Raw genomic sequence first — 19,559 nt, 5'->3', positions numbered from 1 at the left:
CCGGTCAGGATCCGGGCCCGCTCGCCGACCGCAAGCGCGGAAAGCGCACGGGCGGTGACCTGCGCGCAGGCGGTCTCGATGCCCTCGCGCCGGGCCTGGTCGAACCGGGCGGCGAGCGTGGCGGCCGTCGTGGACGGCGGAACGGGCGCGGGCAGCAGCGCCTCGCCGACCGCATCGGCCCGCAGGCGGTCGAAGCCGACCAGGTGGTCCTCGCCGGTCAGCTGCACCGCCGCCATCGCCAGCGTGAACTCCCCGCCCGTCAGGCCCCGCTCACGTGTCTTGACCGGTCCGATTCCCACGTCCAGCGCCGCGGTGACACCCAGCGCCCGGTCCAGCCCGGCCACCAGCACCAGACCACCGTTCTCGGTCAGCGACCCGTCCGGCACACCCAGCCGAGCCCGCAACCGGGTCCAGCGCCGACCGGGGGTGCGCGAGGCGGTACGACGACGCGATATCTTTTTCACTCGACGGGTGTCCTTGTGGGTAGAGCGATCAGGCGTAGAGAACCTCGATCATCTCAAACCAGCACGGGCACCTGTCGCCGTATCAGCCCACCGCTCGCCGGACTACCTGCGGATTCGGGTCTGAGGTGCGTCCGGTGTCGTCGTTGTGTCGTTCCGGTGGGAACTGTTCGTCCGGTTCGTGCGTGTAAGAAGTCGGAACCGAGCTGGGGAGAAGGACACATGCGCTCGATACGCATCGGAGCGGTGCTGGCACTGGGCGGCACGCTGCTGCTGACCACCGCGTGCAACGGTGGCGGTGGCACGGCGAGGAGCGGGCGGACCGGCGGCGACGCGGCGGCGGCGGCGAAGACCTCGGCCGCGGTGGTCGACATCGAGCCCAAGAACGGTTCCCGGGACGTCGCGCCGAACGCCCCGCTCAAGGTCTCGGTCGCCAGCGGCAAGCTGACCCAGGTCACGGTGACCGACGGGAGCGGTGCCCCGGTGGCCGGCACCCTCGCCGCCGACGGCCAGAGCTGGACCCCGTCCGCCGGCCTCGCGGTGGACTCGCAGTACCAGGTGAACGCCCAGGCGACCGACGTCAAGGGGATCGCCACCACGGCGACCAGCACCTTCAACACGCTGACCCCGGCCAGGACCTCGCGCAGCCAGGACAACGTGGTCACCGGCTCGACCTACGGCGTCGGCATGATCGTCTCGGTCAACTTCGGCCAGGCGGTGCAGAACAAGGAGGCGGTCGAGAAGGCGATCACCTTCGAGACCTCGGACGGCACCCAGGTCAAGGGCCACTGGATGGGAAACCAGCGGCTCGACCTGCGGCCGCAGGAGTTCTGGAAGCCCGGCACCAAGGTGGCCATCCACTTCCGGCTGAAGAGCGTCGAGGTCTCCCCGGGCGTCTACGGGGGTTCGGACCGGGACGAGTCCTTCACTATCGGGCGCTCTTCCGTCAGCACGGTTGACGATGCCGGACACACCATGACGGTGGTGCGGGACGGGCAGCCGACCCAGACCATCCCGATCAGCTCCGGCTCGGCCGCGCACCCCACCTACAACGGCACCATGGTGATCGAGGCCAAGGAGGGCACCACCCGGATGAGCTCCGCCACCGTGCCGGGCCTCAAGGCGGGCGAGTACGACCTGATGGTGCCGCACGCCCTGCGGCTGACCGATTCGGGCACCTACGTGCACGGCAACAACTGGTCCGCGCACTCCACCTTCGGCTCGCAGAACGTCAGCCACGGCTGCGTCGGCCTGGAGGACACCGCGGGCAACGGCAGTGACGGCTCCCCGGCGGGCAAGTTCTACGACAACGCCTTGGTGGGAGACGTCGTGAAGGTCATCAACTCCAAGGGCGGCCAGGTGGCACCGGACAACGGTCTGAGCGGTTGGAACATGCCCTGGAGCGCCTGGTAGGGGGAGACCGCGCGCGGCTGTCATATGCCAATTGAATAGTGATCGTTTGGTCATTGTCCGTACATGGCCGCTCGCCAAGCGCGATGATGGGTCGCATGGCGGGATGGGGCGAAGCGGATCGGTCATCACATCTCGGCCCCGGCACGGCTGCTGACGTTCCCTCGGGGGGCGCCGGGCGGTCCGCGCTGGCGGCCCTGGAACGGCTCTCCACGCGGGAGCTGGAGCGGGAGGTGCGGCCCCGGCTGATCGACCCCGCGTCGCAGGAGGAGGCCCGGCTACCGTCCCGGCGCTCCTCCGCGCCGGTCGCGCGCCGTTTGGTGCTCTCGGTGCTCCAGGAGTGGGGGCTGCACCCGCTGCTGGAGGTGGGCGAGTTACTCACCGCCGAGCTGGTCGCCAACGCCGTTCGGCACACCGGCGGCCGGACCATCGGTCTCAAGCTCTCCCGCCGCCCGGGCTGGCTGCGGGTCGAGGTGCGCGACTCCTCCCGCGCGCTGCCCTGCCTGATCGTCGCCGCTCCCGGCTCCTCGGGCGCGGTCTGCGGCCACGGACTCCTCCTGGTGGACACCCTGGCCGACCGCTGGGGCGCCGACCTGCTCCCCCGCGGCAAGGGCGTCTGGTTCGAGCTCAAGATCCGCGAGCGGTCCTGAGGCCCGACCGGGCGCCGGGCCGAACCCGGGCGGGCCGGGCTCGGCCTGCGGCGGGACGGTCCGCGTCAGGCGTGGGCGGCGAGCTCGCGGAGCGCCTGGAGGCTCGGGGCCTGCGTCGGTGCGCCCGGGACGACCCGCCCCCAGCGGGCGCCGCCGGGGATCTCCGCCAGCTCGGCCAGCGCCCGGGAGGGCGGCAGGTCCCGCTCCTTCCGCCGGCGCAGTTCGTCGTCCCAGGCACCCCAGGCGTTGTAGGCGTCGTCGCCGCCGGCCTCGCGGGGGACGAAGCCGGCGGCGTCGTCGGCGTCGTTCGCCCAGAGGTAGCCGAGGACGCCCAGCTGGTGGTGGCCCAGCGGGGCGGGGCCGTGGTCGCCGGTCGGGCCACCGGGGTGGCCGGTGGGGGCGGGGTCGCCCGAATGTGCCGGGTCGCCCGGGTCGCCCGGGTGGCCCGTGGGGCCGGCCCCCGGGTGGTCGTGGCCGCCCGTGACCGGGTCGTGGCCGGTGGTCGGGGCGCCGTGGTGACCCGTGGGGACGGCGTCGCCGGGGTGCCCGCCGGTGTGTCCGGCGCCCGTCGGCAGGTGGTCGCCGGGGTGGACGGAGGCGAGTTCCTGGGGGGAGCAGCTTGGTCTGGCCGTCGGGTAGGTGGAGTTCGCCGTTGGGGTGCAGGACCGAGCCGTCGGGCAGTTTGAGCGAGCCGTCGGGTAGTTCGGTGCCGTGCAGGTTGGTGAGGTCGTCGAGGCCTTTGACGTCGGGGCCGGTGAGGTGGTTGAGGGCGGCGGTGAGTTGGGAGATGCTGGGGAGTTTGCCGAGGGCGGGGGAGAGCATTTTGCCGACGTAGGTCATCGGGTCGATGGTCTCGCCGATCCCGCCCAGCACGTTGAGGGTTTTCCCGGCCATGCCGGCCTTGCTGGCGGCTTCGCCGGCCTCGCCGATCTCCCCGAGCTTGCCGACCTTGAGTGGCGCGACCAGGCAGGTGAGGACGTTGAAGGTGACCGCACCCGCCGCCGTGCCCGGGTTCTGTTTCCATTCGTCCCAGGCGACCATGCTCTTGGCGAACGCGATGGGCGCGTTCTTGGCGTCGCGCAGCCAGCCGGGCAGCGCGGAGTCGGGGGTGGCCAGGAAGGCCGGGTCGAAGTTCACGATGGTCAGGCCGAGGGCGAGTTCGCCGATGCCCTTCCAGGCCTGCTCGAAGTTCTTGAGACCGCCGAAGCCGACCAGGGTGCCCAGGCCCTTGATGGTGCCCCAGACGCCGTCGACGATCAGGCCGTCCCACACGAAGCTCTTCACCCAGTAGCCGACGTCCCAGATGTGGTGGGACTGCTCCTCGGTGCTGCCCCACGGGACCTTGGCACCGTCCAGCTGCTGGCTGGTGTAGCCGTACATGTCGGCCTTGTCGGAGCCGTCGTTGCCGACGTACCGGGTGCCCCCGAAGACCGCGTCGATCGCGTTGGCACAGGCCCGTTCGGCCGCCCGGAACGCGGCGACGGCGGCGTCGACCTGCTTCATCAGGTCGTTGTTCCGGTCGACCTTGTCGCCGTCGTACGTCCAGTCGTGGTCGTTCTTCACGCTGTTGACGAAGGTGGTCGCCTGGTCGTGCAGCGACTTGAGCCTGGCCGCGATCGGCCGCACGTCGTGCGCGTACGTGGACAGCGCGGCGGCGACCTTCTCCACGTCCCCCGCGAAGTCGTCCGCCTGGGTCGCCACCGGCTTGGTGGTCGCGAACAGCTGCTCCGCCTCGGGGGCGTGGTAGAAGGCCGACAGGCCCTGGAAGGTGGTATGGATCCCGGAACCGGTGGTGCGGATGCTCCCGGCATCCGTCTTCAGCGACGCGGCGTCCTGCTCCAACTGGTCCAGATCACCGACGAACTGCGGAATCGTCCGGATCGATCACGGCGCGGCCGGCCGCTGCGCGTCACTGTTCCACGTCGACACGTCATCTCCCCCGTGCTTCACCGAAACCTCGCCGGTCTCCCCGAACGGGACCGGCGCACGGGCCGTCCGACACGGCTCGCACGAAATCCGCGCCGGATATTCGCAAAAGCGCGCCGGGGTCCGCCGACCGGCTGACGGCCCGTCAGCAGAGGCGATATCAGGCCGATTCACGGCAAGGCAAACGGCGAAAACCGCGCCCCGGTCCGGCCGTCTTACGCGGTCGCCGGCCCGGGGCGGATCGGTCCTCTCGGGAGAATTCCCCGCGGTTCCGCTAGCACTCGATGACGTTGACCGCGAGGCCGCCGCGCGAGGTCTCCTTGTACTTGACCTTCATGTCGGCGCCGGTCTCCTTCATCGTCTTGATCGCCTTGTCCAGCGAGACGTGGTGCCGGCCGTCGCCGCGCAGGGCCATCCGGGCGGCGGTGACGGCCTTGACCGAGGCCATGCCGTTGCGCTCGATGCAGGGGATCTGGACCAGGCCGCCGACCGGGTCGCAGGTGAGGCCGAGGTTGTGCTCGATGCCGATCTCGGCGGCGTTCTCGACCTGCTCGGGGGTGCCGCCGAGGACCTCGGCCAGGCCGCCGGCCGCCATCGAGCAGGCCGAGCCGACCTCGCCCTGGCAGCCGACCTCGGCGCCGGAGATCGAGGCGTTCTCCTTGAAGAGCATGCCGATCGCGCCGGCCGCCAGCAGGAAGCGGACGATGCCGTCCTCGTCGGCGCCCGGGATGAAGTTCTGGAAGTAGTGCAGGACGGCCGGGATGATGCCGGCCGCGCCGTTGGTGGGGGCGGTGACGACGCGCTGGCCGGAGGCGTTCTCCTCGTTGACGGCCATCGCGTAGAGGGTCACCCACTCCATCGCGTTGGCCGGGCCGATGCCCTCGGCGCGCAGCGCGCGGGCGCCGGCGGCGGCCCGGCGGCGAACCTTGAGGCCGCCCGGCAGGATGCCCTCGCGGGTCATCCCGGCGCTGACGCACTCCTTCATCACGCCCCAGATCTCCAGCAGCCCGGCCCGGATCTCCTCCTCGGTGCGCCAGGCCTTCTCGTTCTCCAGCATCAGGCCGGAGATCGACAGCCCGGTCTCCCGGGTGAGCCGCAGCAGCTCCTCGCCGGTGCGGAACGGGTAGCGCAGCTGGGTGTCGTCCGGGACCACCCGGTCGGCGCCGATGGCGTCCTCGTCCACCACGAAGCCGCCGCCGACCGAGTAGTAGGTCTTCTCCAGGACCAGCCCGCCGGCCGCGTCGCGGGCCGCCAGGGTCATGCCGTTGGCGTGGTAGGGCAGCGAGCGGCGGCGGTGCAGCACCAGCTGGAGGTCGGGGTCGAAGTCGATCGGGTGGGTGCCGAGCAGGTTGAGCCGCTTGGCCTCCCTGATCCGCTCGACGTCGAGGTCGGCCTTGGCGACGTCCACGGTGCGCGGCGAGTTGCCCTCCAGGCCGAGCAGTACGGCCTTCGGGGTGCCGTGCCCGTGGCCGGTGGCGCCCAGCGAGCCGAACAGCTCGGCCTGCACGGTGGTCACCCGGTCCAGCAGGTCCTCGGAGCGCAGCCGGCGGGCGAACATCCGGGCGGCGCGCATCGGGCCCACGGTGTGCGAGCTGGAGGGGCCGATGCCGATGGAGAAGAGGTCGAAGACGCTGATGGCCACGGAAGTGACGTCCTTGTCTGCTCGTGGAGTCTCGTGGACGGGAGTTACGAGGTGGGCGGGTGCATGGGTCGGGGCACCGGCTCACAGTCCAGTGTGCGCGGTGCCCCGACGTGAGGGCCTGGTCGGCGGTGGTGACGCCGGTTACAGCCCCCGGACTACAGCTCCGGGTAGAGCGGGTACTTCGTGGCCAGGGCGGTGACCCGGGCCTTCAGCGCGGTGGCCTTGGCCTCGTCGAAGCCCGGCTTGAGCGCTTCGGCGATCACGTCGGCGACCTCGCGGAAGTCCTCGGCCTGGAAGCCGCGGGTGGCCAGCGCCGGGGTGCCGATCCGCAGACCGGAGGTGACCATCGGCGGGCGCGGGTCGTTCGGGACGGCGTTGCGGTTGACCGTGATGCCGACCTCGTGCAGCCGGTCCTCGGCCTGCTGGCCGTCCAGCTCGCTGTTGCGCAGGTCGACCAGGACCAGGTGGACGTCGGTGCCGCCGGACAGCACCGAGATGCCGGCCGCGGTGGTGTCGTCCTGGAGCAGGCGGGCGGCCAGCAGCTTGGCGCCCTCCAGGGTGCGCTCCTGGCGCTCCTTGAACTCCGGCGAGGCGGCGACCTTGAAGGCCACGGCCTTGGCGGCGATCACGTGCTCCAGCGGGCCGCCCTGCTGGCCCGGGAAGACCGCGGAGTTGATCTTCTTGGCCAGTTCGGCCTTGGAGAGGATCACGCCGCCGCGCGGGCCGCCCAGGGTCTTGTGGGTGGTGGTGGTGACCACGTCGGCGTACGGCACCGGGGACGGGTGCAGGCCCGCCGCGACCAGGCCGGCGAAGTGGGCCATGTCGACCATCAGGTAGGCGCCGACCTCGTCCGCGATCGCGCGGAAGGCGGCGAAGTCCAGCTGGCGCGGGTAGGCGGACCAGCCGGCGATGATCAGCTTGGGCTGGTGCTCCTTGGCGAGGCGGGCGACCTCGTCCATGTCGACCAGGTTGGTCTTCTCGTCGACGTGGTAGGCGACCACGTTGTAGAGCTTACCGGAGAAGTTGATCTTCATGCCGTGGGTCAGGTGACCGCCGTGGGCCAGGTTCAGGCCCAGGATGGTGTCGCCCGGCTGGATCAGCGCGAACATCGCGGCGGCGTTGGCCTGCGCACCGGAGTGCGGCTGGACGTTGGCGGCCTCGGCGCCGAACAGTTCCTTGATCCGGTCGATGGCGATCTGTTCGACCACGTCGACGTGCTCGCAGCCGCCGTAGTAGCGGCGGCCGGGGTAGCCCTCGGCGTACTTGTTGGTCAGCACCGAGCCCTGGGCCTCCATGACCGCCACCGGGGCGAAGTTCTCGGAGGCGATCATTTCCAGGGTGGACTGCTGGCGGTGCAGCTCGGCGTCGACCGCGGCGGCGATCTCGGGGTCGAGTGCGTGCAGGGACTGGTTGAGAACCGTCATGGTGGCGTCTTCCCATCAAGGGCAGTCGCGCGCGGGCTCGTCGTCGGAGGGTGGCGGCGGGCGACGGGCGGCGGGCGACGGGTGGGCTGGTGGGGCACTGACCGGTGGGGCGGCCGCCGCGCTGCGACCGCCCCGGGAAGGCGATCAGGCCTGGGTGAACTCGCTGTACTCGTCGGCGCTCAGCAGGTCGCCGGGGGTCTCGGTGACCTTGACCCGGAACAGCCAGCCACCCTCGAAGGCGGCCGAGTTGACCAGGGCCGGGTCGTCCACGACGTCCTGGTTGGTCTCGGTGACCTCGCCGGTGGCCGGGGCGACCAGGTCGCTGACCGACTTGGTGGACTCCAGCTCGCCGCAGGGCTCACCCGCGGTCACGGTGTCGCCGACCTCGGGCAGCTGGACGTAGACGATGTCACCGAGCGCGTCGGCGGCGTGCTGGGTGATGCCCACCGTGGACACGCCGTCCTCGGAGGCGGCCGTCAGCCACTCGTGGTCCTTGCTGTACTGCAGGTGCTGCGGGTTGCTCATGGGGTTCATTCTCCAGGATCGGAAGCGGGCAGGTCGCAACGGTCCACCGAGCGGACCGCGCGGGGATCGGGGCTGGGCCGGGCAGGCGGCGGGTGCGCTCAGCGGGCGCGCTTGTAGAACGGCAGCGCGACCACCTCGACCGGCTCCTGCCGGCCGCGGACGTCCACCGCGACGGACGTGCCGGGCTCGGCGTGCGCGGCGTCCAGGTAGGCGATCGCGATCGGCTTGCCGAGGGTCGGCGACGGTGCGCCGGAGGTGATCCGCCCGATCGGGGTGCCGTCGGTGGTGACCACGGCGTACTCGGCGCGCGGGACGCGCTTGCCCTCGGAGACCAGGCCGACCAGCTTGCGCGGCGCCTTGGCCTCGGCCTGGGCGGCGGCGGCCTCCAGCGCCTCGCGGCCGACGAACTCGCCGCCGTTGGTGGTCTTGTCGAAGCGCACCACCCGGCCCAGGCCCGCGTCGAACGGGGTCAGCGAGGTGTCCAGCTCGTGCCCGTAGAGCGGCATGCCCGCCTCCAGGCGCAGCGTGTCGCGGCAGGAGAGGCCGCACGGGACCAGCCCCGCGTCCTGGCCGGCCTCGGTCAGCGCCTGCCAGAGGTGTTCGGCGTCGGCGGGGGCGCAGAAGACCTCGAAACCGTCCTCACCGGTGTAGCCGGTGCGGGCGAGCCAGACCTGCCGGCCGGCCACCGTGGTGGGCAGCAGGGCGTAGTACTTCAGGCCGGGCAGGTCGGCGTCGGTGAGCGAGGCCAGGATGCCGTTCGCCTCCGGGCCCTGCACGGCGAGCAGCGCGTAGGCGTCCCGGTCGTCGCGCACCACGGCGTCGAAACCGGCCGCGCGCTCGGTCAGCGCCTCCAGCACCACCTGGGCGTTGGAGGCGTTGGCGACCACCAGGTACTCGTCCTCGGCGGTGCGGTAGACGATCAGGTCGTCCAGGATGCCGCCGTCCTCGCGGCAGATCATGGTGTAGCGGGCGCGCAGCACGCCGAGCGCGGAGATGAAGCCGACCAGCGCGTGGTCCAGCAGCTCGCCGGCCTGCGGGCCGCTGACGGTGATCTCGCCCATGTGGGAGAGGTCGAACAGGCCGGCCCTGGTGCGGACGGCGAGGTGCTCCTCGCGCTCGCTGCCGTAGCGCAGCGGCATGTCCCAGCCGGCGAAGTCGGTCATGGTGGCGCCGAGGGCGCGGTGCAGGGCGTCGAGCGCGGTCTTGCGGGGGGACGACACGGCTACTGGGCTCCTTGTGCGGTGGGCACTCAGGGACAGCGCACGGCCTGGGGCCGGCGCGTGGACATGCGGGGGCGCGATCTCCCCATCTGTCGTCAAACCTGAGAGCTTCACCACGCAGCCTGTCCGGGGACCAGGATGGCGTGGCTTGCACCGTGGGTGGGCGCACGGCACGGCCGTGTCCACTTTCCAGATCTGCCTCGCCCGTGCGGTAGGGGTGCCTGAGAGATTCCGGGGAGGACTTGCTCCTTCGGCGCCGGCTGTGCCGCTGGGGCACTCCGGGCTCTCCCGCGCGGGTTCGAGCGGCCAGTATGAAGTTTCAGCGAGGCCCGCATGGTGCGGACGGGGTCATCATGGCATGCCCGGGGGCCGGACGGGAGGGGGGCCTTCGTTCGTCCTTGGCTGGTCACCCGGGACGGCGGCGCTCGATAGGCTTTGGGCCCGAGCGAGCGCGAGACGGGTGGAGCAGGGGCGGATGGAGACTCCGGGGTACGGCACGGCGGTGGGACAGGGCTGGGCCGAGCCCGGCATGGCACCGGCCGGCGGCGGCTGGCCGGCCAACGAGCTGGAGCAGGTGCTCACCGCGGCCCTGGGCGATCCCGGCGCGACCCCGCGGGTGGTCGAGGTGCTGGCTCGCAGTCAGCTCTGGATCCCGCTGCCGGCCGGCGCCGACCCGCGGGGGCAGGCGCTGGACCTGCCGACCATCGAGCTGGCGGGCGCGCCCTACGTGCCGGTCTTCTCCTCCGAGGAGCAGTTCCTGCAGCACGCCCCCGGGCTGTCCTGCGCGGTCGCCCCGGCCTGGGAGTTCGCCCGCGGGCTGCCGCTGGGCCTGGGCATCGCGGTCAACCCCGAGGCGCCGGTGGGGATCCCGGTGCCGCCGGAGGGCGTGGCGGAGCTGCGCCGCGGCCCGCGGCAGGACCGTTGGACGGCCGACGGGGGCCCGAACGTGCCGCCGGGCGCCCGGGTCGTGCTCCGCGCGCTGGAGCCGGCCGAGGAGCCGGTCGCCTTCCTCACCGCCGCCTGTGCCGAACTGTCCCGGCTGCCCGGGGTGTTGACCGCCCGCCGGGCGCTGGCCTCGGTGGAGGGCGAGCCGCCGGTGCTGTTCGTGGGCGTCCAGCTGGACCCGGCCGCGCCGGCCGACCCGGCCGAGGCCAACGCCGCGCTGGGTCGCGCGCTGGGTGCCGCGCCGCTGCCCTGGGGGCTGCACATCGTGCTGCTGGACCTGGCGGCGGACCCGGTGGTGGACTGGTTGCTGCACCGGGTCGAGCCGTTCTACGCGCGGCTCTGAGCGCCCGGTGGGCGGCGGCTCGGGGCGGGTCGCGGGCACGTCGGCATGACGGCGCTCGGGTGGGCCCCGTAGGGTGCTGCCGATATCTCGGCGGCGGTACGACGACGGAGGGCTCGGCGTGACTACGGGAGCGGCAGGTGGTGGACCGGGGCCGTGGGGCCCGGCCCCCGGCGCGGACCCGGGCGTGCTGGAGCGTGCGTTGCGCGAGGTCGCCCCGGAGCGCTACGACGCCTACGAGCGGCTGCTCCAGGCACTGGCCGAGGGCCAGGTGTGGATGCTGCTCTGGCAGGGCCGGCCGGGCAGCCCGGACGCGCAGTACGGGAACATGGACATCGGCGGGCACGGCTACGCCCCCGCCGCCACCTCGCCGGAACAGCTGGTCGCCAGCGGCTGGTCGCGGGCGCACGAGGTGATCTCCGGCCGGGAGATCGCCGACACCCTCTACCGCACCCGCTGGGGGCTCTGGCTGAACCCGCACGCGCCGGGGGGCGGGGTCGGGGTGCCCTGGGCGGACCTGCGCCGGGTGGCGGCCGGGCTGCACCGGCTGCCGGCCGGGCCGCTGCGGCTGACCGAACCGCAGGTGCGGGCCGAGCGGTTCTACGCCGTACTCGAACAGCAGGTGCCCTCGGTGCGGCCGGTGAGGGCGCTCTGGCGGGCCTGGGTGCAACCGGCGGTGGACGAGCCGTACCTGGCGATCGGGCTGGACCTCTATGACACCTCGCCGCCGGCGGTGGAGGCGGTCCGGGCGTTGATGCGGCGGGCCATCGCGCAGGCGCCGGAGGGGCTGGCGGTCTCCACCGTCGCGATGAGCGACGAGTACGACCCGGTGGCGCTGTGGATGCGCGCGCACCTGCGGCCGTTCTACCACCGCGAGGCGACCCCCGCGCCGTACCCGGTGCCGCCGTACCCGGCCACCCCGGGCGCTCCGGGGGCGTACGGCTATCCCGGGCCGGCGCAGGCCCCGGTCCAGGCCTCGGCGCCCGGTTGGCTGCAGCAGCCCTGGACCGGGCGTCCGCGCGGCTGAACCACCCTGCTCCGCAGACTTTCTGACGATTGATCAACTGGACTCGGTGTCCGATCAGTTGACCCGGGCGTCCGGTATCTGGCGCGTCGGCGGCGAGTTTCAAGGTGTCGTGCAGGTTTACCGATCTTGAACGCCCGTAGATCACAGTTGGGCATCCTTCGATCGGGAGGTCTGGCGCAAGCCTGTTGCCAGCGTGAAGAGTTCTGCGCACCGCACCAGCCGAGCAACCCGGGCGGCGCACCCTCGCAGGCTCTGACCGGGGCCTGACAGCAGTGGGCGCGCCGGGGTTCGCCATGGTCCGACCACCGTTGGCGAGGGGACCGAACTGCCCATGCCCAGCACCACCGAGAGCACAGAACCCGTACCGGGCGGCCCGGTTGAGCTGCCCGCCGCACCCCGACAGATCGAGGGCCGCTCGCTCGGCCGGATCGCCTGGACCCGGTTCAAGCGCGACCGGGTCGCGGTGGCCGGCGGCGTCGTGGTGATCCTGCTGGTCCTGGTCGCCGTGCTGGCCAAGCCGATCGAGTCGGTCTTCGGGCTCAGTCCCGACAACCTCCACCAGGACCTGCTGGACGCCGACTTGGGCGGTCTGCCGAGCGGTGCGTTCGGCGGCATCAGCCTCAGTCACCCGCTGGGCATCGACCCGTTGCAGGGGCGCGACCTGCTGGCCCGGGTGATCGACGGCTCCTGGGTGTCGCTGCTGGTGGCGTTCGGCGCCACCGTCCTCTCCAACACCATCGGAACCGTGCTCGGCGTGGTGGCCGGCTACTACGGCGGCTGGGTGGACGCCGCGATCAGCCGGGTGATGGACGTCTTCCTGGCGTTCCCGCTGCTGCTCTTCGCGATCTCGATCTCCGCCTCGCTGCAGGGTGGTGCGTTCGGGATGCACGGCCTGCCGCTGCACATCAGCGTGCTGATCTTCGTGATCGGCTTCTTCAACTGGCCCTACATGGGCCGGATCGTGCGAGGGCAGACGCTCTCGCTGCGCGAGCGGGAGTTCGTCGACGCGGCCCGCAGCCTGGGTGCCCGCGGCCCGTTCATCCTCTTCAAGGAACTGCTGCCGAACCTGACCGGGCCGATCCTGGTCTACTCGACCCTGCTGATCCCGACCAACATCCTCTTCGAGGCCGGTCTGAGCTTCCTCGGCGTGGGCATCCAGCCGCCGCAGTCCTCCTGGGGCGGGATGCTCAACGACGCGATCAAGTACTACCAGGTGGACCCCGAGTACCTGCTGGTCCCCGGTTTGGCGATCTTCGTCACGGTGCTCGCCTTCAACCTGCTGGGCGACGGGCTGCGTGACGCCCTCGACCCACGTGGCAACTGACCCTCAACTCACCTCAAGAGCACGCCACTTCCCGCCACTCTCCCAAGGGGTTGATCCAGCAATGCGCAGGTCTCGTACCCTCGCCCTGGCCGCGGTGGCCGCCACCACCGTCCTGGTGGTGAGCGGTTGTTCCAGCTCGTCCAACGGCGGTGGCGCGACCGGCACGGTCGCCGGCCAGAACGCCGCCACCACCGGGGTGGTGAACGCCTCCGACCACAAGGGCGGCACCGTCACCTACGAGATGAAGGGCACCCCGGACTCGCTCGACCCGGGCAACACCTACTACGCCTACATCTGGAACTTCGCCCGGCTGTACGGCCGTCCGCTCACCACCTTCGCCCCCGGGCCCGGCAAGCAGGGCGAGAAGCTGGTCCCGGACCTGGCCTCCGGGCTCGGCCAGGTCAGCGACAACGGCCTGACCTGGACCTACCACCTGCGTCCGGGCCTCAAGTACGAGGACGGCACCCCGGTCAGCTCCAAGGACGTCAAGTACGCGATCGAGCGCAGCAACTACGCGCCGGACGTGCTCTCCAACGGCCCGACGTACTTCCAGGAACTGCTGGTCGACAACCCGACGCCGTACCAGGGCCCCTACAAGGACCCGCACGGCGGGCTCGACTCGATCCAGACGCCGGACGACACCACCATCGTCTTCCACCTCCAACACCCGTTCGCCGACTTCGACTACCTGGTCAGCGCCCCGCAGACGGTGCCGGTCCCGCAGGACAAGGACACCGGGGCCAGCTATGTCAACCACCCGATGTCCACGGGGAGTTACATGTTCTCCTCGTACCAGGACGGCAAGGAGGCGACGCTGGTCCCGAACCCCAACTGGGACCCGTCGACCGACCCGATCCGCAAGCAGCTCGCGGACAAGATCGTCCTCAAGATGAACATCGAGCAGCAGACCATCGACCAGGACCTGATGGCCGGCAACGCCCAGGTGGACCTGGTGGGCGGCGGCGTCGACCCGCAGACCCAGGCCAAGATCCTGCTGGACAACTCGCTCAAGGCGAAGACCGACAACGCCTTCGGTGGCCGCCTCACCTACCTGGCGCTGAACACCAAGGTCGCCCCGCTGGACAACGTGGACTGCCGCAAGGCCGTCGAGTACGCGATCGACAAGGTCTCGGTGCAGACCGCCGAGGGCGGCCCGATCCGCGGCAGCATCGCCGACACCCTGCTGCCGTCGGACGTCGCCGGTCACCAGGACTTCAACCTCTACCCGTCCTCCGGCGACCACGGTGACATCGCCAAGGCGAAGCAGGAGTTGGCGGCCTGCGGCCACCCGAACGGCTTCAGCACCACGATCACCGCGCGCACCGAACGCGACACCGAGGTGGCGGCCGCGACCTCGATCCAGGCCGCGCTCAAGCAGGTCGGCATCCAGCTGAACATCCAGCAGTACCCGCAGGGCAAGTACTTCACCGACTACGCGGGCGTCCCGCAGTTCACCGACAGCAACAACGTCGGGATGATGATGATGCAGTGGGCCGCCGACTGGCCGACCGGCTACGGCTTCCTGCAGCAGATCGTGGACGGCCGGGCGATCAAGTCCTCCGGCAACAGCAACCTCGCCCAGCTGAACGACCCGGTGATCAACAAGCTGATCGACGACTCGGCGGTGCAGACCACCGAGGCGGCCCGCGACAAGGACTATGCGGCGATCGACCAGCAGGCCATGGCGGACGCGGCCTACGTGCCGCTGCTCGACACCAAGGTCCTGCTCTACCGCCCGGACAGCGCCACCAACCTGGTCTCCAGCTCGGCCTTCGACGGTGAGTACGACTACCTCAACATCGGCACCACCAAGTAAGAGCCTGGCTCCATATCCCTGAAGGCAGGTGAAGGCAGCGGCGTCCGCTCCGGCCCGGGGTGTCCAGCACGGACACCCCGGCCGGGGCGGGGCACCGGAGCCGTACAACTGTGTTGGCCTACATCATCCGCAGGACGTTCGCCGCCCTGGTGCTGCTCCTGGTCGTCAGTGCGGTCACCTTCGTCATCTTCTTCCTGCTCCCACGCATCGCGGGCGAGACCACCGACCAGCTCGCCGCGCAGTACATCGGCAAGAACCCCAGCCCGGCGGCGATCGCCGCGATCAAGAAGAACCTGGGCTTCGACCAGCCGCTGTACATCCAGTACGGCCGCTTCCTCAAGGGCCTGGTGGCCGGGGCGAAGTACAAGTACGGCCCGGACGCGGCCACTTGCCACGTGCCGTGCTTCGGCTACTCGTTCAAGAACCACGTGGAGGTCTGGCCGGACATCCGCTCGCGGATCCCGGTGACCTTCTCGCTCGCCCTCGGCGCCTCGGTGATCTGGCTGCTCTCCGGCGTGGCGGCCGGCGTGGTCTCCGCGCTCAAGCCGCGTTCGCTCTTCGACCGGCTGTCGATGGGCGTCGCGCTGGCCGGCGTCTCGCTGCCGATCTTCTTCACCGGCGCCCTGTTGCTGACCCTGTTCAGCTACCAGTGGCCGATCTTCGGCAACCTGCACTACGTCAACTTCACCAGCAACCCGCTGATGTGGGCCAAGAACCTGGTGCTGCCGTGGGTCTCGCTGGCGTTCCTGTACTCCGCGCTCTACGCCCGGCTCACCAGGGCCGGGATGCTGGAGACGATGAACGAGGACTACATCCGCACCGCCCGGGCCAAGGGCCTGCGCGAGCGGGACGTGGTGGTCCGGCACGGTCTGCGCTCCGCGCTCACCCCGATCCTGACCATCTTCGGGATGGACCTCGGGCTGCTGCTCGGGGGCGCGCTCATCACCGAACAGGTCTTCTCCCTGCAGGGAGTGGGCTTCTACGCGGTCTCCGCGATCAACGACAACGACCTGCCGAAGATCCTCGGCGTCACCCTGATCGCCGCCTTCTTCATCGTGCTCTGCAACCTCCTGGTTGACCTCCTGTACGCCGCCGTCGACCCCCGGGTGAGGCTCTCGTGACCACCGCCGAGCAGGACCGGCCCGCCGGGTCCGCCTTTCTCTCCGTCCGGGACCTGAAGATCCACTTCGACACCGACGACGGCCTGGTGAAGTCGGTCGACGGGGTCAGCTTCGACCTGGCCCGGGGCCGCACCCTGGGCATCGTGGGGGAGTCCGGCTCGGGCAAGTCCGTCACCTCGCTGGGCATCATGGGCCTGCACCGCAGCAAGCGGGCCCGGATCTCCGGGGAGATCCGGCTGGAGGGTGAGGAGCTGGTCTCCGCCGACCCCGAGCGGGTGCGCCGGCTGCGCGGCCGCACCATGGCGATGATCTTCCAGGACCCGCTCACCGCGATGCACCCGTACTACACGATCGGCAGCCAGATCGTGGAGGCCTACCGGGTGCACCACCCGGAGGCGTCCAAGAAGGAGGCGCGGACCCGGGCGGTGGAGATGCTCGACCGGGTCGGCATCCCGCAGCCGGACCGGCGGGTGGACGACTACCCACACCAGTTCTCCGGCGGCATGCGCCAGCGCGCGATGATCGCGATGGCACTGGTCAACGACCCCTCACTGCTGATCGCCGACGAGCCGACCACCGCGCTGGACGTCACGGTGCAGGCCCAGATCCTGGACCTGATCCGGGACCTCCAGCAGGAGTTCGGCTCGGCGGTCATCATCATCACCCACGACCTGGGCGTGGTGGCCGAGCTGGCGGACGACATCCTGGTGATGTACGCGGGGCGGTGCGTCGAGCGGGGACCGGCCGCGACCCTCTTCGACTCGCCGGAACACCCCTACACCTGGGGCCTGTTGGGGTCGATGCCGCGGCTCGACCGGGCGCTGACCGAGCGGTTGGTGCCGGTCCGTGGCACGCCGCCCAGCCTGATCAACGTGCCCAGCGGCTGCGCCTTCCACCCGCGTTGCCCGTACGCCGAGTTGACCGGCGGCCGGTCGGCCGGCGAACTGCCACTGCTGGTCGAGACCGGCCCCGGCCACCACGCCGCGTGCCACCTGCCCGCCGCCGACCGACAGCGGATCTTCACCGAAGAGATCGCGCCCCGGCTGTGAACCACGGATCAGGAGAGCAAGGCGAGATGACGAAGACGCGGAGCGCCGACCCGGTGGACACCGAGGCGGCCGGGCGGCGCGAACCCCTGCTGCGGGTGAGCGGCCTGGAACGGCACTTCCCGATCACCAAGGGTCTGCTGCGCCGGCAGCACGGCGCGGTGCGGGCGGTGGACGGGATCTCCTTCGAGGTGATGCCCGGGGAGACCCTGGGCGTGGTGGGGGAGTCCGGCTGCGGCAAGTCCACCACCGGCCGGCTGGTCACCCGACTGGACGAACCCACCGGCGGCAGCATCGAGTTCGAGGGCACCGACATCACCCACCTGGGGGTCGGCGCGATGCGACCGCTGCGCCGCGACATCCAGATGATCTTCCAGGACCCGTACTCCTCGCTGAACCCGCGGCACACCGTCGGCACCATCGTCGGCGCGCCGTTCCGGCTGCAGAAGGTGCGGACCGAGGGCGGGGTGAAGAAGGCCGTCCAGGAGCTGCTGGAGATCTGCGGGCTCAGCCCGGAGCACTACAACCGCTACCCGCACGAGTTCTCCGGCGGCCAGCGGCAGCGGATCGGGATCGCCCGGGCGCTGGCGCTGCGGCCGAAGATGATCGTGGCCGACGAGCCGGTCTCCGCGCTGGACGTCTCGATCCAGGCGCAGGTCGTCAACCTCCTCGACGACCTGCAACGGGAGCTCGGGCTGACCTACCTGATCATCGCCCACGACCTGTCGGTGGTGCGGCACGTCTCGGACCGGGTGGCGGTGATGTACCTCGGCAAGATCGTCGAGATCGCCGACCGGGACGCGCTCTACGCGAGCCCGGCCCACCCCTACACGGTGGCGCTGATGTCCGCCGTCCCGGTCCCGGACCCGCGCCGCAAGGAGCGCCGGGAGCGGATCCTGCTCACCGGCGACGTCCCCTCGCCGATCAACCCGCCGAGCGGCTGCCGGTTCCGCACCCGCTGCTGGAAGGCCCAGGACGTCTGCGCCACCACCGAGCCCCCGCTGGCCGAGCTCCGCCCGGGCCACCGGACGGCCTGCCACTTCCCGGAGCTCCCGGCCGAGGAGGTCGCGGCGGTCTAGGTGTCCTGGGTCGTCCGGGAAGGCGGCTCACCGTACCGTTTCGGTCGAATTCGGTCGACAATGGGCCGAGCATGGACACTTAGCCGGTGACCTCGCAGATTTTCGCGCCCGATGTGCAGGAGACCCTCGACCTGACGGGCATCTTCGTCTTCGCCCTGTCCGGGGGCCTGCTCGCCGTCCGCAAGAACATGGACATCTTCGGGATCTGCGTGCTCGCCTTCGCCACCGCGCTCGGCGGCGGGGTGCTGCGTGACCTGCTGATCGGTGCGGTGCCGCCGGCCGCCTTCACCAACACGGGGTACTTCGTCACCCCGCTGGTGGCCGGGCTGGTGGTGTTCTTCCTGCACCCGGAGGTCGAGCGGATCAACCGTGCGGTGCAGACCCTGGACGCGCTCGGGCTCGGGCTGTTCTGCGTCACCGGCACGACCAAGGCGCACGACTACGGCCTGGGCTCGGTCGCCTCGGTCGCGCTGGGCATGCTCACCGCGGCCGGCGGCGGCGTGATCCGCGACGTGCTGGCGCACGAGACGCCCTCGCTGCTGCGCTGGGACCGGGAGATCTACGCCGTCCCGGCGCTCTGCGGGGCGACCCTGGTGGCGCTGCTGATCGCCGCCCACCACCTCACCACGTTCACCGCGAGCGCGGCCGCGATGGCCGCCTTCGTGCTGCGGATGCTGGCGCTCAGGTATGGCTGGCGCGCACCGCGTGCCTGGCACCGCAACGGTTCTCGCACCAGCGAGGAGTAGGCGAGCCGCCGTACGCCAGCGAGATCGCCTCCACCGTGCAGAGCAGCTCGGGCAGCAGCCGGCTCAGCTCGCCGACCGGCGCCACCGCGACCGGCGCGGAGATCGCGCAGGCCGCGATGGTCCGGCCGGCGTTGCCCTGGATCGGGGCGGCCAGACAGTTCACCGACTCCGGGTGCTCGGCGTACTCGGTCTGCCGGATCGCCCAGCCCTGGCGGCGGACCGCGGCCAGTTCGGCGCGCAGGGCCTCGGTGTGCGCGGCCGGCAGCGCCTGGTCGGCCAGCGCGGCCGTCAGCTGATCCTCCGCCAGGTCGGCCAGCAGCACCCGGCCGGCGGCGGTGGCGACGGCCGGCGCGTGCCGGCCGATCCCGGAGGCCGGGCCGGGCCGGGGGCCGGCGCCGGCCGGGTGACGGCTCTCCACCTCGTCCAGGCAGAGCACCTGGTCGCCCTCCAGTACCGCCAGGTGCACGGTGTGCCCGTACCGCTCGTTGAGCGCGGCCAGGTAGGGCGCGGCGACCTGGCGCACGTCTATCCCGTCCAGCGCCTGCTGGGCGAGGGAGAGCAGCCGGCCGCCGAGCCGGTAGCGGTGGTCCGGCTGGCGCCGCACGAAGCCGTGCTCCTCCAGGGTGCGCAGCAGCCGCAGCGCGGTGGACTTGTGCACCCCGATGGTGCCGGCGGCCTGCTCCAGAGAGGCGGGACCGTCGCCCAGCGAGGCGAGGATGGTCAGTGCCCGGTCGACGGTCTGCGACATGCCCCCTACCCTTCCGCCCCCTCCATGGGGCAGGAGGCTAACCGTGCGTTGCATCCCGTGCAACGGGTAAATCGGCACCGCGGCAGCGGTCCCGGTCGTGACCGCTGCC

The 19,559-nt window shown here is 71.3% G+C and carries 16 protein-coding genes and 1 riboswitch; of the genes, 10 read left to right on the top strand and 6 right to left on the bottom strand.

Annotation, left to right across the window (positions count from 1 at the left end; translation table 11 throughout):
- Nucleotides 1-464: hypothetical protein (locus ACZ38L_RS27980; RefSeq protein WP_465698350.1), on the bottom strand; the 464-nt coding region annotated here is incomplete at its 3' end.
- Nucleotides 465-683: 219 nt separating this feature from the next.
- Here ACZ38L_RS27980 and ACZ38L_RS27975 point away from each other — a divergent pair.
- Entirely contained in the window at nucleotides 684-1,874 is a 1,191-nt protein-coding gene (locus tag ACZ38L_RS27975) for a L,D-transpeptidase (protein WP_465698348.1), read from the top strand.
- Nucleotides 1,875-1,957: 83 nt separating this feature from the next.
- Entirely contained in the window at nucleotides 1,958-2,521 is a 564-nt protein-coding gene (locus tag ACZ38L_RS27970) for an ATP-binding protein (protein WP_465698356.1), read from the top strand.
- A gap of 2,200 nt (nucleotides 2,522-4,721) precedes the next feature.
- On the opposite strand, the gene ACZ38L_RS27965 is transcribed toward ACZ38L_RS27970, so the two are convergent.
- From ACZ38L_RS27965 to gcvT, 4 genes are all read right to left on the bottom strand, one after another.
- A complete protein-coding gene (locus tag ACZ38L_RS27965) occupies nucleotides 4,722-6,089 on the bottom strand; it encodes an L-serine ammonia-lyase (RefSeq protein ID WP_465698346.1) in 1,368 nt (455 codons plus the stop codon).
- A gap of 155 nt (nucleotides 6,090-6,244) precedes the next feature.
- Entirely contained in the window at nucleotides 6,245-7,513 is a 1,269-nt protein-coding gene (gene glyA / locus ACZ38L_RS27960) for a serine hydroxymethyltransferase (protein WP_465698344.1), read from the bottom strand.
- A 144-nt stretch (nucleotides 7,514-7,657) separates the two neighbouring features.
- Nucleotides 7,658-8,038 carry a glycine cleavage system protein GcvH gene (gene gcvH / locus ACZ38L_RS27955; protein ID WP_465698342.1) on the bottom strand — a complete coding sequence of 127 codons (381 nt, stop codon included), beginning with the start codon at nucleotides 8,036-8,038 and terminating at the stop codon, nucleotides 7,658-7,660.
- Between the two features lie 98 nt (nucleotides 8,039-8,136).
- The gene (gene gcvT / locus ACZ38L_RS27950; RefSeq protein WP_465698340.1) at nucleotides 8,137-9,258 is read right to left on the bottom strand and encodes a glycine cleavage system aminomethyltransferase GcvT; all 1,122 of its coding nucleotides are present in this window, start codon (nucleotides 9,256-9,258) and stop codon (nucleotides 8,137-8,139) included.
- Nucleotides 9,259-9,457: 199 nt separating this feature from the next.
- A riboswitch (glycine riboswitch) is annotated at nucleotides 9,458-9,559 on the bottom strand.
- 174 nt (nucleotides 9,560-9,733) lie between these two features.
- Here gcvT and ACZ38L_RS27945 point away from each other — a divergent pair.
- From ACZ38L_RS27945 to ACZ38L_RS27910, 8 genes are all read left to right on the top strand, one after another.
- Nucleotides 9,734-10,546: an enhanced serine sensitivity protein SseB C-terminal domain-containing protein gene (locus ACZ38L_RS27945; RefSeq protein ID WP_465698338.1), complete on the top strand. Its 813-nt coding sequence runs from the start codon at nucleotides 9,734-9,736 to the stop codon at nucleotides 10,544-10,546.
- Nucleotides 10,547-10,730: 184 nt separating this feature from the next.
- On the top strand, nucleotides 10,731-11,570 hold the full coding sequence (locus tag ACZ38L_RS27940; RefSeq protein ID WP_465698336.1) for an enhanced serine sensitivity protein SseB C-terminal domain-containing protein: 840 nt from the start codon (nucleotides 10,731-10,733) through the stop codon (nucleotides 11,568-11,570).
- 331 nt (nucleotides 11,571-11,901) lie between these two features.
- On the top strand, nucleotides 11,902-12,894 hold the full coding sequence (locus tag ACZ38L_RS27935; protein WP_465698334.1) for an ABC transporter permease: 993 nt from the start codon (nucleotides 11,902-11,904) through the stop codon (nucleotides 12,892-12,894).
- A gap of 61 nt (nucleotides 12,895-12,955) precedes the next feature.
- Nucleotides 12,956-14,710: an ABC transporter substrate-binding protein gene (locus tag ACZ38L_RS27930; RefSeq protein WP_465698332.1), complete on the top strand. Its 1,755-nt coding sequence runs from the start codon at nucleotides 12,956-12,958 to the stop codon at nucleotides 14,708-14,710.
- Between the two features lie 110 nt (nucleotides 14,711-14,820).
- A complete protein-coding gene (locus ACZ38L_RS27925; protein WP_465698330.1) occupies nucleotides 14,821-15,831 on the top strand; it encodes an ABC transporter permease in 1,011 nt (336 codons plus the stop codon).
- Nucleotides 15,828-16,880 (top strand): ABC transporter ATP-binding protein, encoded by a 1,053-nt coding sequence (locus tag ACZ38L_RS27920; RefSeq protein WP_465698328.1) that lies wholly within the window; start codon nucleotides 15,828-15,830, stop codon nucleotides 16,878-16,880. The genes ACZ38L_RS27925 and ACZ38L_RS27920 overlap by 4 nt, the downstream gene beginning before the upstream one ends.
- A 26-nt stretch (nucleotides 16,881-16,906) precedes the next feature.
- Nucleotides 16,907-17,956, top strand: coding sequence for an ABC transporter ATP-binding protein (locus ACZ38L_RS27915; protein WP_465698326.1), 1,050 nt, complete (start codon nucleotides 16,907-16,909; stop codon nucleotides 17,954-17,956).
- Between the two features lie 86 nt (nucleotides 17,957-18,042).
- The gene (locus ACZ38L_RS27910; protein WP_396557453.1) at nucleotides 18,043-18,702 is read left to right on the top strand and encodes a trimeric intracellular cation channel family protein; all 660 of its coding nucleotides are present in this window, start codon (nucleotides 18,043-18,045) and stop codon (nucleotides 18,700-18,702) included.
- Here ACZ38L_RS27910 and ACZ38L_RS27905 read toward each other — a convergent pair.
- Nucleotides 18,638-19,450, bottom strand: coding sequence for an IclR family transcriptional regulator (locus ACZ38L_RS27905; protein WP_465698324.1), 813 nt, complete (start codon nucleotides 19,448-19,450; stop codon nucleotides 18,638-18,640). The two genes, ACZ38L_RS27910 and ACZ38L_RS27905, sit on opposite strands and share 65 nt — an antisense overlap.
- Between the last annotated feature and the right edge of the window lie 109 nt (nucleotides 19,451-19,559).

It is taken from the genome of Kitasatospora sp. NPDC024654, assembly GCF_055559155.1.
Note: the sequence above shows the minus strand (reverse complement) of the source record. Positions and strands in the feature narration are given on the sequence as shown.

What these genes read in the sequence shown, in the direction of transcription:
- ACZ38L_RS27970 (WP_465698356.1), top strand. Translation starts at nt 1,958, where the DNA reads ATGATGGGTCGCATGGCGGGATGGGGCGAAGCGGATCGGTCATCACAT.
- ACZ38L_RS27975 (WP_465698348.1), top strand. Translation starts at nt 684, where the DNA reads ATGCGCTCGATACGCATCGGAGCGGTGCTGGCACTGGGCGGCACGCTG.
- ACZ38L_RS27915 (WP_465698326.1), top strand. Translation starts at nt 16,907, where the DNA reads ATGACGAAGACGCGGAGCGCCGACCCGGTGGACACCGAGGCGGCCGGG.
- ACZ38L_RS27930 (WP_465698332.1), top strand. Translation starts at nt 12,956, where the DNA reads ATGCGCAGGTCTCGTACCCTCGCCCTGGCCGCGGTGGCCGCCACCACC.
- gcvH (WP_465698342.1), bottom strand. Translation starts at nt 8,038, where the DNA reads ATGAGCAACCCGCAGCACCTGCAGTACAGCAAGGACCACGAGTGGCTG.
- ACZ38L_RS27935 (WP_465698334.1), top strand. Translation starts at nt 11,902, where the DNA reads ATGCCCAGCACCACCGAGAGCACAGAACCCGTACCGGGCGGCCCGGTT.
- glyA (WP_465698344.1), bottom strand. Translation starts at nt 7,513, where the DNA reads ATGACGGTTCTCAACCAGTCCCTGCACGCACTCGACCCCGAGATCGCC.
- ACZ38L_RS27905 (WP_465698324.1), bottom strand. Translation starts at nt 19,450, where the DNA reads ATGTCGCAGACCGTCGACCGGGCACTGACCATCCTCGCCTCGCTGGGC.
- ACZ38L_RS27945 (WP_465698338.1), top strand. Translation starts at nt 9,734, where the DNA reads ATGGAGACTCCGGGGTACGGCACGGCGGTGGGACAGGGCTGGGCCGAG.